This is a genomic window from Bifidobacterium commune (assembly GCF_900094885.1).
GTDB lineage: Bacteria > Actinomycetota > Actinomycetes > Actinomycetales > Bifidobacteriaceae > Bifidobacterium > Bifidobacterium commune.
In genome coordinates, this window is the sequence record NZ_FMBL01000001.1 from 371,731 (window position 1) to 384,729 (window position 12,999).

The following is a 12,999-nucleotide window of genomic DNA, read 5'->3' on the forward strand; positions in this document are numbered from 1 at the left end:
GCCCGCAATCGCTGTTTCAAAAAGACGTGGAGCTGTTTTAACGTATAGCGTTGCCGTCATAGTCCAGCTTCAACTAAGGGTGCGTATCGCGTTTGCCGTATTTGAAAGTCCCCGAGATGCGGCAATCGTGTCTCGGGGACTTACCTCGCCTATAGCAGTGCGATAAGTTGGTCGGTGTGCTCTTGGGTGGTGGCCCAGCTCGTGCAGATGCGCATCACGGAATGTGCTTTGTCATACTTTTCCAAGAACCCCATGCGTACATTCTCAGAAAGCCGTTCGATGGTCGGTTGGTCCATGATGACAAAAATCTGGTTTGTGGTGTTTTCGTAGGCAATGCTATAACCCTTAGCTCTGAGCGCCGCTCGGATTTGATCAGCCTTGTCGTTCGCGTTTCTTGCGATTCGTGTGTACAACTGATCGGTGAACAGTGTGTCGAATTGCAGCCCCAACAGCCAGCCTTTGGCGAGCAATGCGCCGTGTCTCTTGATTTGGGTGGTGAAATGTGCGGGTGAGTTGTGTTTGGTGAAAACGACCGCTTCTCCGAACAAAGCCCCTACTTTGGTGCCGCCGATATAGAAGACGTCAACAATGCGGGCGATGTCCTCAAGCGTCAGGTCGTTCCCCTCCGCAGTCAATCCATAACACAACCTTGCTCCGTCAAGAAACAGCTGCATGTTGTATTTGTGAGCGGTTTCAGCGATGGCCGTCAGTTCTGCTTTGGAGTACAAAGTTCCGTATTCGCTGGGCTGAGAGACATAAACCGTGCTTGGGTAGACCATGTGTTCATGGTTCCCGTCGGCGTAGAAGTCGGCACAGTATTGCTCAAGATCGGCGGCATTTATTTTGCCATTCGGGCTTGGCAGAGTGAGGACTTTATGGCCTGTCGCCTCGATGGCTCCGGCTTCATGGACACTGACGTGTCCGCTGGCGGCGGATACCACACCTGCGTAAGACGGAGTGATCGCATCGATGACGGTTTGATTGGTCTGTGTGCCACCTACCAGAAACCATACGTCCGCGTCCGGGCAAGCGCAGGCCTGGCGAATCTTTTCCTTTGCGGAATCGCTGTACCTGTCGTATCCATAACCGGGAAGCTGTTCCATGTTGGTTTCGGTTATGCGTTCGAGGATGCGAGGGTGCGCGCCCTCGTTGTAATCGTTGGTGAAGTCCAGCATCTTGATCCTTATAGAGTGTATGGTCAATTCGCCAATACTAATTGAGTCGACGTCTATGGTGAAGTGGATGTCTGATTGGTGCTGCCACAGATAGAGGTCGTATATCGCCAAGCCGCTTTTGAATCGCTATGAGATGTAAGCAGCCTGAGCGTGGGTTCATTGGTGTTCCAAATCCTTGGTGATGCCGCGTTCATCGTTCATGGTTGCAAAGTTCAGACCGATGAGAATGCCGCCTCCCACGAGGTTTCCGAATATCGCAACAAGTATCACAAGAACTGCCTTCCATGCGTTGATGGTACCGTGCAGGCCGAGGATGAGGAACATCGCTGAGTCGGCTATCGAATGCTCGAACCCGCAGAATGAGAAGACGAGGACGGCCACCACCATGATCGTGCATTTGGTGAAGTCGTTGGAGAGTTTGCCGTTGTATACCATCAGCATGGCGATGTTGATGCAGAAGTTGCAGAAAATAGCGCGTACGAAGAGATCTCCAATTCCACTGAACGAATTCAGATAGGCGAGTTTTGTGTTGGCCGCAGCAAGCATTACTTGGTAGCTAGTGCCCGAGATAACGGTTGAAAAGCGCAGGATTGCGGCGACAATCAGGGCGCCTAGGAGGTTGCCAAACAGACACAGGCCGAGTAGTTTCAACGATTGCAACAATCCGATACGTTTGTGATAGGCTCCGACGCTGACCACCATCATATTAGTGGTAAGCAGTTCCGAATTGGTGTAGTAGATCAGCACCAGGGCCCAGCCGAAAATAATTCCCGCCAGGACCTTGCCTGTAACTATAAGGGCATGGTCGCCTTGGGAGCAGGCGCCCGTCATCACCCAGAAGGCGGTGAAAAAAACACCGACTAGAATACCGGCCATCGTGGCACGCTGGATGTAACGGCCGGTCATCTTGCCAGTCATGGTCTCTTTGTTGTCAAGCGCATCAAGAACGGTTGAAATGAAAGCGCGCCCGGGAAACAGTGGTTTGGTCTCTTCCATGGTTCCTTCGGCTTCAGTGTTGGTTGTTTTGATTTCCGATACCTTGGTCATGCGTTTCCGTGTTCCCTTTACGATACTGATTGATTGAGACGGCGTCTCCCAAGTTCCATTATGGATTCAAGGGTGCCGTTATTGCTTAATAATGCAGCATTTTGTTATAAAGAACACACTAATAAGAATAATGTTGTCAGGAATGCGTCTTCTTTGGGGTGGGCTATCTAAAGAAGGGGGCGGATCCAGTGTATGCACTTTTTGACGCACTGTCTTGGGCTTTTTGCAAATACGTTAGGTTAGCGGTGCCAAGGGTCTGCACGGTCTGTGAATGGCGAAAGCCACTTCTATGAAGTGCACGACGCGCCGATTGACTAAGGTCTTGAGAATCATGTATAGTTCTTATCTGTTGCGCAGATATTGATTCTTGATCGAGTTAATTCTGACTTCGATGGTGGCCATAGCTCAGTAGGTAGAGCATCTGATTGTGGTTCAGAAGGTCGCGCGTTCGAACCGCGTTGGCCACCCCATCGCAAAAGCCCTACTTCCGACAAGGGAGCGGGGCTTTCATTTTACATGACCGGCGCCGTGATGCGTGCATTGATGCACAACATGAGGCACGATGCACTTCCGGCCTGTTCATGACATATGGCATTCATATAGCCTTGCCCCGCTATTCTGGGAAGAAAACGGAACAAGGCCGACATCAGGCCAGGCGTTGAGGATCTTCGTTTTCTTTGCATATGGAGACGATGGGGTCAAAATACCGCAGTTTCGTATAGTCCACGTTGCCCCCGTCTGTGATTGCCAAATCGGGTATCGATGTGATCGGCAGGAACGAAAGGTAGAACATTGGATCGGGAAGCCGGCTTCCCAGCTGCTCGGCGGCCTGTTTGAGTTCGTTTTCCTTGCTTGCCAATTCCTCAGGGGTGACATCAGTGGTGATGCTTCCGATGGGAAGCCTGAGCAGGGCCTTCACTTTTCCGTCTTCGACAACGACCTGCCCGCCGCCGCATTCGATAAGCGTGTTGGCGGCCAATGCCATGTCGGCGGTGTTCATGCCTGCAACCACAAGATTGTTGTCGTCCGGAGCGACGGAGGTGGCTATGGCGCCGTGCTTGATTCCCCAGCCGGAGATAAATCCTCTGGCGTGATTGCCATTGACTCCGTAGCGCTCAACTACGGACACCATTGCCGTGTCCTGTTCTGCACTAGGTTGCACGACGTTGTCTTTGATGCGAAGTTTGACGTCAAGGCGTTTGCGGACGAATGGTCCCACGCTGTGAATGGTGGTCACAGTGGCTTCGCCGTTCTCGGTATCCATGTGGTAGTTGAAATCGTCGGCGTTCATCGGTTCATGATGCAGTCTTCCCTGTAGTTTCGAGCTTCGTTGAGGCGGAAGGAATTCAGCTACGACTTGTCCGCCGAGCTTGACGATTTTGCCTTTGCTGATGACGCTTTCGATGTTGAACGTCCCCGGTTGGTCAACGATAAGGATGTCTGCATCCTTGCCGGGGGCGATCGAACCGACTTTGTCGTTGATGTGGTATGCCTCCGCCCCGTTGATAGAACCCATCTGGATTGCGGTCATGGGGGAGACTCCTGCGGCGATGGATAGACGTACCATGTGGTCTAGGTGTCCATGTTCAAGAACGTCATGCACGTTGACATCATCCGTGCAGAAACTGGTGTGACGGGCGATACCGGGGGCATGTTCAGTGATAGCTCGGATGTTCTCAGCAAGGAACTTGGTCACGGACGACTCGCGGATGACGACGTGCATTCCTTTACGTGCTTTTTCCAAGAACTCCTGATGGTCGTAGCTCTCATGGTCGATGTGCGCGCCGCTCATCAGGAACTGGTTTAATCCGACACCACGGGCCATCGGAGAGCAGCCGAAGATTGGCTTGTGGTACTGCTGTGCGGCGCTGATAGCATGGAGTGTGTCGGGATCTTTAAGTGCTACGGATTCACGCACCGTCTCCCAGACCCCATAGCAATCTTCGCGCGGTTGCCAGCGATCGTGGTCTGATGCGGAGACATTGTAAGCGATAGTGGATTCAGGTATTGTATAGGGTGTTTTGTGGGGCAATCCCCAGAATACTTTCAGTGGAAGAGCACTTATTTCCTTAAATATTTCATCAAGTCCGTCGAATCCGATTGCAGAAATGTACTCATCCAAGCCGGAGACGATGCTTGTGGTGCCGCAGGGGACCACGGCCTGAGCAAAGCGGGTCATGCTCAACTTGCTGCACTCGACATGTATGTGCCCATCAATCAGACCGGGGGAGAGATATCGTCCGGTTGCGTCGATATGGGTGGTGTTCGGGCCGACGTAGGCGGAGATATCACTGTCGACCGCGACGATTCGTTCGTTCCATATCGCTACATTGGCCGGGTAATATTCCCCGGTGTCCACATTAATGAGTGTGCCGTTTTCTATCACCGTGTCGGCTGGTGTTTTTGCCGCTCCGGCATCGATATACTCTTTTAATTGCGCAACTGTTGTCATTCTTCGAACTTTCTTTCTTATGGTGTTGGGGTTTGGATAATCAAACAAAACCGTGGTATCCGTCAGGCTCACGGTCTTTTCAAACGGATGATGTAGATTTGTGCCTTCCGGAGAGGTTTGTCTGTATTTACCGAGTTGTGATTTTATGGATGGGTGTTGGAGGTTATGCGATGTTGCCTCTAGGGACAATCGCAAGAATGTAAAGCAGCAAAATGAACACTAGAAGCATTGCCCACATCAGAGGGTTGACTTCCTTTCGCTTGCCGGCCGCGGTCATCAGAATGGGGTAGGTCACGAACCCGAAAGCGATGCCATAGGAAATGTTGTAGGTCAAAGGCATGCCGACGATAACCAAAAACGCAGGCAAGGCGACTTCAAAGCTGTCCCAGTTGATGTGCTTGAGGGCTGAGGCCATAAGCACTCCCACTATGATCAGTGCTGGCGCGGTGACCTGATCGGTTACGACTGTCAGCAGTGGTGAGAAGAACAGGCTGAGAACAAATAGTGCTCCCGTGGTCAGAGCTGTCAGCCCGGTGCGGCCTCCTATGGCAATGCCTGCCGACGATTCGACGTATGCGGATGTGGCCGTTGTACCCATAACCGATCCGGCAAGCATCGAGATTGAATCGGCCATGAGCACGCAACCAAGAACCGCGGAGAATGCGGTGGCTGTGAACACGGCCCCCTTGTCCATGCCGGCTTCGCCCAAAATGCTTGGATTGACAAAAAGAATGTATGCCATGGAGACGAAAATGGTCAAACCTGCCAACATCTCCCGTCTGACTGTTGTATGATGCTCCGTTAGGTGAAACGTTCGTTCCAGGAAATTGCTGAGTTGTGGGAGGTTTGTCGGGTTGTGATTGGTGGTGTTCGTCTTGTTCATCAGAATGATGTTCCTATCCAGTGAGGCGAGATAAGAGATACTGACGGATACGTGACCCATTGTTCCGCTAAAGGCATACATATGACTTAAATCGTTCTTGCGTCGAGCGTTTTCGGCGTGTCGTCTAGCTGAGAATTATCGGTTTTGCAAATCGAATTACATTGCGATTGCTCTTTTGGGTCTGTCGTCTTTCCGGAGAGACTGAATGGTATGGTGGTCTCGCAAGGTGATTCATTCGCAAGCCGACTCAACCCGGAGGCATTCCAATGACGACCGAGATAACACCAGAATTTATACAGGGACTCCCCAAAGCTGAACTTCATCTTCATATTGAAGGCACACTGGAACCCGAGCTTAAGTTGGAGTTGGCGAAACGCAACAAGGTCGACATTGGTCAGAGCACGATTGAAGAGGTTCGCCAGGCCTACCAGTACGATGATTTGGCTTCCTTCTTGGCTGTTTACTATCCGGCGATGCAGGTGTTGCAACAAGAGCAGGATTTTTATGACCTTGCCTTTTCGTATCTGCGTCGAGCGGCGGAGAACAACGTGCGACATGTCGAGATTTTCTTCGATCCACAGGCACACACTTCCCGCGACATTTCCTTTGAAACAGTGATTAGCGGCCTGCACAGGGCTATTGTTGACGCTCGTGCTCTCAATGTGGATGCTGAACTGATTATGTGCTTCTTGCGTGACTTTTCTAAAGAGTCGGCCCGCAAGACGTTACTTGAAGCTATGCCGTACAAAGATTGGATTATCGGCGTTGGTCTGGATTCGGACGAGCACAACAACCCTCCTCTGAAATTTGCGCGCCAATATGAGGATGCTGCTGCGGCAGGCATGCATCTCACCGCACACTGCGATATTGATCAGAAAGACTCGATTGATCATATCCGTCAAGCACTGGAAATCATGGGAGTTGAACGAATCGACCACGGTACGAACATTGTCGAAGATCCGGACCTTGTCGATTTTGTTGTCAATCATCAAGTCGGCCTGACTTCTTGCCCTCTGTCGAACTCTTTCGTCCGTCCGCAGATGAAGGGCGAAGAGATTCTTCAATTGCTGTCGAAGGGCGCCAAGATTTGCATCAATTCCGACGATCCGGCGTATTTCGGCGGTTATATCAACGACAACTACTACGCGTTGGCCGATCAATTCAATCTCACTCAGCAGCAAGTCATTCAATTGGCTCGCAACTCTTTTGAGGCCTCATGGATCAGTGACGAAAAGAAGGCGCTGTATCTGGCTGAGATAGACGAGTATGTTGCAAAACACTGACTGACACTCAATATACGCTAACCGAGAAGCGAAGTTCGTTTTGCTCCCGGCTTTAACATTGGCTCTATTCAATATGCGGTTGCCGAAGTACAAAGTATTTTGTCTGGCCCGCCATGTTATTATCATATCCGTATGTGCCAATGGCATGCCTTATGTGACAGGCGTGGACGATTGGGATATCCCGAAGCTTGTTAGATTGCGCGCAGCAATGCGGCGGCAGGAGAGCAAAGGGCCATCGGGCCGGTGGACTGTGGCTGTCTCAATTTCGATTCGTCGACTTGGGGCTGCAGCGAGGCGGCTCCGCAAGAAACAATGATTAACGAATCGGAGAACTGAAGTTGCCTACTATAGAACAACTCGTCCGTAAAGGACGTAAGGCAAAGTCAAAGAAATCCAAGACTTTGGCCTTGAAGGGTAGCCCGCTGCGTCGCGGCGTGTGCACCCGCGTGTATACCACCACCCCGAAGAAGCCGAACTCGGCGTTGCGTAAGGTCGCTCGTGTGCGTCTGAGCTCTGGCGTCGAAGTCACCGCTTATATCCCGGGTGAGGGTCACAACCTGCAGGAACACTCCATCGTGCTCGTGCGTGGTGGCCGTGTGAAGGATCTCCCTGGTGTGCGTTACCACATCGTGCGTGGCGCGCTCGATACCCAGGGTGTCAAGGATCGTAAGCAGGGACGCTCCCTGTACGGCGCAAAGAAGGCGAAGTAAGAGATATGTCACGTAAAGGACCCTCCAAGAAGCATCAGCTGCTCCCTGATCCGATTTACGGCTCAACCGTGGTCGCTCAGCTCATCAACAAGATTTTGCTCGACGGCAAGAAGTCAATCGCCGAAGACATCGTTTACTCCGCACTTGACATGGTCAAGGCGAAGACCGATCAGGAACCCGTTTCCGTTCTGAAGCGCGCACTTGACAACATTCGTCCGTCCCTTGAGGTCCGTTCCCGCCGTGTCGGCGGCGCGACCTACCAGGTTCCGGTCGAAGTCAAGCCTAACCGTGCAAATGCCTTAAGCCTGCGCTGGTTGACCGACTTCTCCCGCAAGCGTCGCGAAAAGACCATGGCAGAGCGTCTGGCCAACGAGATTCTCGATGCCTCTAACGGTCTTGGTGCTTCGGTGAAACGCCGTGAAGACACTCACAAGATGGCCGAGGCCAACAAGGCCTTTGCCCACTATCGTTGGTAATTTTCGCAGACGAGTTAGGGTAAGGAACAATTTATGGCACTCGACGTGCTCAATGACCTCAATGAGGTACGCAACATCGGCATCATGGCCCACATTGATGCCGGTAAGACAACGTGTACGGAACGTATTCTGTACTACACCGGTAAGAACTACAAGATTGGTGAGACGCATGAAGGCGCCTCGACCATGGATTTCATGGCTCAGGAGAAGGAACGCGGCATCACCATTCAGTCTGCTGCGACCACTTGCTTCTGGAATCGTCAGACACATGACACCGATCAGAAGTTCCAGATCAACATCATCGACACCCCCGGCCACGTGGATTTCACAGCCGAGGTGGAGCGTTCGCTCCGTGTTCTTGATGGCGCCGTTGCAGTCTTCGACGGCAAGGAGGGTGTGGAACCCCAGAGCGAGACCGTGTGGCGTCAGGCCGACAAGTACGGCGTGCCCCGCATCTGCTTCGTCAACAAGATGGACAAGCTCGGAGCCGATTTCTACTACTCCGTAGACACCATCAAGAAGAAGCTCGGAGCTACTCCGCTGGTCGTTCAGCTGCCGATAGGCTCTGAGAACGACTTCGTGGGTATGATCGACCTTGTTCGCATGAAGGCCTATGTGTGGAACGATGTTTCCACCGATATGGGTGCTCACTACGATGTCGTCGATATTCCGGAGGAGCTCAAGGACAGGGCTGAGGAGTACCACTCAGAACTGCTCGATCAGGTCGCTGAATCTGACGACGAGCTCATGGAGAAGTACCTTGAGTCCGGCGAAATGAGCGAGGAGGAGATCCGCACTGGTATCCGCAAGCTCACGATCGAGCGTCAGGCATATCCGGTGCTTTGCGGTTCAGCCTTCAAAGACAAGGGTATTCAGCCGCTGCTCGACGCAGTTGTTGATTATCTCCCCAGCCCTGAGGATGTTCCTGCCATCGAGGGCTTCAAGCCGGGTGACGAGTCTCAGCAGATCGATCGCAAGCCGACCATGGACGATCCGTTCGCCGCTCTGGTCTTCAAGATCTCGACCCATCCCTTCTACGGCAAGCTCGTGTTCGTGCGCGTTTACTCTGGTTCCATCAAGCCGGGCGATAGCGTGCTCGATTCCACGAAGGGCAAGAAGGAACGTGTTGGCAAGATCTTCCAGATGCACGCCGACAAGGAAAATCCCGTGGATGCAGCGGAGGCCGGTAACATCTATACGTTCGTCGGTTTGAAGAACGTATCTACCGGTGACACGCTGTGTGCTGACAGCGCCCCGATTTCCCTTGAGTCCATGACCTTCCCGGACCCGGTTATCGAGGTCGCTGTGGAGCCCAAGACCAAGGCCGATCAGGAGAAGATGAGCCTCGCTTTGGCGAAGCTCGCTGATGAGGATCCGACCTTCCAGGTCAAGACCGACGAAGAGAGCGGCCAGACCCTCATCTCCGGCATGGGCGAGCTCCAGCTTGATATCATCGTTGACCGTATGCGTCGCGAGTTCAAGGTGGAGTGCAACGTGGGCAACCCGCAGGTCGCCTACCGCGAGACCATTCGCAAGGCCGTAATGAACCAGGAATACACCCACAAGAAGCAGACGGGTGGTTCCGGTCAGTTCGCAAAGGTCCTGATGAACTTCGAGCCGATCGATCCTGCCGAAGGCAAGGATTACGAGTTCGAGAACGTCGTTACCGGTGGCCACATCACGAAGGAATTCATCCCCTCGATCGATGCCGGTGTGCGTGAAGCCATGGAATCTGGCGTACTTGCTGGTTTCCCGGTGGTGGGCGTCAAGGCGACCGTCACCGATGGTCAGGTCCACGATGTCGATTCCTCCGAGCTTGCCTTCAAGATCGCCGGTTCCATGGCGTTCAAGACCGCGGCTCCGAAGGCGAACCCCGTCATCCTTGAGCCGATCATGGCCGTCGAGGTCCGTACTCCTGAAGAGTACATGGGCGACGTTATGGGTGACATCAACTCTCGTCGTGGCAACATCCAGGAGATGAAGGATGCTACCGGCGTCAAGGTTATTGAGGCGAAGGTTCCGCTGAGCGAGATGTTCGGCTACATTGGCGATCTGCGTTCCAAGACGCAGGGCCGTGCGATGTTCACCATGCAAATGGATTCGTATGCAGAGGTGCCTAGGAACGTCTCCGAGGAGATCATCAAGGCCCAACGCGGCGAATAAATTACTGTGCCTAAGGCGTGTCTGTCTCCAGTCAGCGTTAAAATTTTCAAGCGCTGACTGGGTTCGGGCACTATGTGGCAAGTAACCCAGAAACCCAGTAAACTGTAGCGAGTATCTCGAAACAGCAAAGTTCGGGATGAACTACGAAACGTCCAGGAGGACAAAGTAATGGCAGAAAAGGAAAAGTACGAGCGGACTAAGCCGCACGTTAACATCGGCACCATTGGCCACGTTGATCACGGTAAGACGACTCTGACCGCGGCCATCTCGAAGGTACTGCACGACGAGTATCCGGATCTTAACCCGGAGTACGACTTCGATCAGATCGACGCCGCTCCTGAAGAGAAGCAGCGTGGTATCACCATCAACATTGCCCACATCGAGTATCAGACCGCCAAGCGTCACTATGCTCACGTGGACTGCCCTGGACACGCCGACTTCGTGAAGAACATGATCACGGGTGCTGCTCAGATGGATGGCGCTATTCTTGTAGTTGCCGCCACCGACGGCCCGATGGCTCAGACCCGCGAGCACGTGCTGCTCGCTCGTCAGGTGGGCGTGCCGAAGATTCTCGTTGCTCTCAACAAGTGCGATATGGTTGAGGACGAAGAGCTCATCGAGCTCGTCGAGGAAGAGGTTCGTGACCTGCTCGACGAAAACGGCTTTGATCGCGATTGCCCCGTCATCCGTACCTCCGCTTACGGTGCCCTGCACGATGACGCTCCAGATCACGACAAGTGGGTTCAGACCGTCAAGGATCTCATGGATGCCGTCGATGACTACATCCCGACTCCAGTTCACGATCTGGACAAGCCGTTCCTCATGCCTATCGAGGACGTCTTCACAATTTCCGGCCGTGGTACCGTCGTCACCGGTCGTGTTGAGCGTGGTGTCATCCCGATCAACGCTCCGGCTGAGATTGTCGGTATTCGTCCGACCACGACCACCACTGTCACGTCCATCGAGACCTTCCACAAGCAGATGGATGAGGCTGAGGCTGGTGATAATACGGGTCTGCTGCTCCGCGGCATCAACCGTGACGATGTCGAGCGCGGTCAGGTTGTGGCCAAGCCCGGCTCCGTTACCCCGCACAGCAAGTTCGAGGGCGAGGTCTACGTCTTGACCAAGGATGAAGGCGGCCGTCACTCGCCGTTCTTCTCCAACTACCGTCCGCAGTTCTACTTCCGTACCACTGACGTCACCGGCGTCATCACGCTGCCGGAAGGTGTCGAGATGGTTCAGCCTGGCGATCACGCCACCTTCACTGTTGAGCTGATTCAGCCTGTCGCAATGGAAGAGGGCTTGACCTTCGCAGTGCGCGAAGGCGGCCGCACCGTTGGTTCAGGTCGAGTCACCAAGGTTATTGAGTAAGTTCTAGAACGTAAGTTGTAGATTTTACTTACTGATTGTGCCCCACACCGTAATGGTGTGGGGCACAATGGTATGTGTGAGTAGCCAGGTGAGAGGTATCCACCATGGGTGTTCATCTGTACAGACGATGTGGCATAATTGCCAAGGCATTTTATGGAATGCAAATCGTTCGAACTGTAAATATGACTAAGGTGACGAGACGTGGCACAAACAAGCAATGACATTAAAAACGGGTCGGTTCTGAACCTCGACGGGCAGCTGTGGACCGTCACGAAATTCCAGCACGTCAAGCCTGGCAAGGGACCGGCTTTCGTGCGTACGACCATCAAGAACGTGCTTTCCGGCAAGATTGTCGATCGTACCTTTAACGCTGGCATGAAGATGGAATTTGAAACCGTCGACAACCGCACCTTGCAGTATTCCTACGAAGAGGGCGATTCGTATGTTTTCATGGATATGACTACATATGATCAGGTTAATATCCCCAAGGAACTGGTCGGAGATCAGTCCAAGTACCTGATTGAAGGCACTGATTGCATCGTCAGCTTCCATGACGACACAGCGTTGAGTGTTGAGCTTCCCGCTTCAGTCTCTCTAAAGATTACTGCAACTGAGCCCGGTGTGCAGGGCAACCGTTCGAATGCAGGCACCAAGCCGGCAACTGTCGAAACCGGTGCTGAGATTCAGGTGCCACTGTTCGTCGGTGAGGGCGAAACCGTCAAGGTAGACACGCGAGACGGGTCCTACCTGGGGCGTGAAAACAACTGATTTTCGTATTGCCCGGCTTGGGTGCGACTGACATTGCCAAACCGGGAATGCTTTCGCATGGCGGAATAAAGCAACCTTCGGATTGGGAGGCAAAGGTCACATGGCACGTTCGACAGCTCGTAAACGGGCGCTGAATACGCTCTATGAGGCGGATGAGAAGGGGCAGGATATTCTATCCCTTCTATCTGAACGTATCGCAGAACCCGGAGCTCAGACACCGTTGCCTGACTATGCCATTCAAATCGTTCGTGGTGTGGCAGAAGAACAAGAGGGCATTGATAAAGCTCTCGAAGCTCGTTCAGTCAAGTGGCCGCTCAAACGTATGGCAGTTGTTGACAGGAACATCCTGCGTATTGCCGCTTGGGAGATGCTCTTCAATGATGAAGTGCCCGACCGAGTCACAATTGACGAAGCGCTTAGTTTGGCGAAGACCCTTTCCGATGATGATTCACCGGCGTTCATTCACGGTCTCTTGAGTGCGGTCTGCGAAGATAAGGAATCGGTTCTCGTCGACATTAATGCTGCGCACGAGGCCAACGCTGCACAGAAAGCTGAGCATGAAGCCGAGGAGCGCAGGCTGAATTCGCCCACCGCTCCCGGTTTCCTTCAGTCCAATGGTGTTTCAGGCAACGGTGATGGTGTGCCTTTTGATAGGCAAGACGCCGATGGCG

Annotated in this window: 10 protein-coding genes, 1 tRNA gene and 1 pseudogene; 8 read left to right on the forward strand and 4 right to left on the reverse strand. The window is 53.1% G+C overall.

Annotated elements, in window-relative coordinates:
• Positions 1-149: 149 nt before the first annotated feature.
• Positions 150-1,175 (reverse strand): threonine aldolase family protein, encoded by a 1,026-nt coding sequence (locus tag GA0061077_RS01410; protein WP_091847156.1) that lies wholly within the window; start codon positions 1,173-1,175, stop codon positions 150-152.
• Positions 1,176-1,331: 156 nt separating this feature from the next.
• The gene (locus tag GA0061077_RS01415; RefSeq protein WP_234696458.1) at positions 1,332-2,222 is read right to left on the reverse strand and encodes a formate/nitrite transporter family protein; all 891 of its coding nucleotides are present in this window, start codon (positions 2,220-2,222) and stop codon (positions 1,332-1,334) included.
• A gap of 394 nt (positions 2,223-2,616) precedes the next feature.
• Here GA0061077_RS01415 and GA0061077_RS01420 point away from each other — a divergent pair.
• A tRNA-His gene (locus GA0061077_RS01420) sits at positions 2,617-2,692 on the forward strand.
• A gap of 176 nt (positions 2,693-2,868) precedes the next feature.
• On the opposite strand, the gene GA0061077_RS01425 is transcribed toward GA0061077_RS01420, so the two are convergent.
• Both GA0061077_RS01425 and GA0061077_RS01430 read right to left on the reverse strand, forming a co-directional pair.
• Entirely contained in the window at positions 2,869-4,674 is a 1,806-nt protein-coding gene (locus tag GA0061077_RS01425) for an adenine deaminase C-terminal domain-containing protein (protein WP_091847157.1), read from the reverse strand.
• A 163-nt stretch (positions 4,675-4,837) separates the two neighbouring features.
• Positions 4,838-5,446: an NCS2 family permease gene (locus GA0061077_RS01430; RefSeq protein WP_200754433.1), complete on the reverse strand. Its 609-nt coding sequence runs from the start codon at positions 5,444-5,446 to the stop codon at positions 4,838-4,840.
• A 377-nt stretch (positions 5,447-5,823) separates the two neighbouring features.
• On the opposite strand from GA0061077_RS01430, the gene GA0061077_RS01435 reads away from it, so the two are divergent.
• From GA0061077_RS01435 to nusB, 7 genes and pseudogenes are all read left to right on the forward strand, one after another.
• Positions 5,824-6,840 carry an adenosine deaminase gene (locus GA0061077_RS01435; protein ID WP_091847158.1) on the forward strand — a complete coding sequence of 339 codons (1,017 nt, stop codon included), beginning with the start codon at positions 5,824-5,826 and terminating at the stop codon, positions 6,838-6,840.
• Between the two features lie 338 nt (positions 6,841-7,178).
• Positions 7,179-7,550: a 30S ribosomal protein S12 gene (rpsL, locus tag GA0061077_RS01440; protein WP_033521141.1), complete on the forward strand. Its 372-nt coding sequence runs from the start codon at positions 7,179-7,181 to the stop codon at positions 7,548-7,550.
• Between the two features lie 5 nt (positions 7,551-7,555).
• Positions 7,556-8,026 (forward strand): 30S ribosomal protein S7, encoded by a 471-nt coding sequence (gene rpsG, locus GA0061077_RS01445; RefSeq protein ID WP_091847159.1) that lies wholly within the window; start codon positions 7,556-7,558, stop codon positions 8,024-8,026.
• A 33-nt stretch (positions 8,027-8,059) separates the two neighbouring features.
• The gene (gene fusA / locus GA0061077_RS01450; protein WP_091847160.1) at positions 8,060-10,189 is read left to right on the forward strand and encodes an elongation factor G; all 2,130 of its coding nucleotides are present in this window, start codon (positions 8,060-8,062) and stop codon (positions 10,187-10,189) included.
• Positions 10,190-10,357: 168 nt separating this feature from the next.
• Positions 10,358-11,560, forward strand: a complete 1,203-nt coding sequence (gene tuf / locus GA0061077_RS01455) for an elongation factor Tu (RefSeq protein WP_091847161.1) — start codon at positions 10,358-10,360, stop codon at positions 11,558-11,560.
• Between the two features lie 201 nt (positions 11,561-11,761).
• Complete coding sequence (gene efp, locus GA0061077_RS01460; RefSeq protein WP_091847162.1) at positions 11,762-12,328, forward strand: elongation factor P; 567 nt, start codon at positions 11,762-11,764, stop codon at positions 12,326-12,328.
• A gap of 100 nt (positions 12,329-12,428) precedes the next feature.
• Positions 12,429-12,929, forward strand: a pseudogene (gene nusB / locus GA0061077_RS01465) (transcription antitermination factor NusB); the annotation flags it as partial.
• Positions 12,930-12,999: the final 70 nt, after the last annotated feature.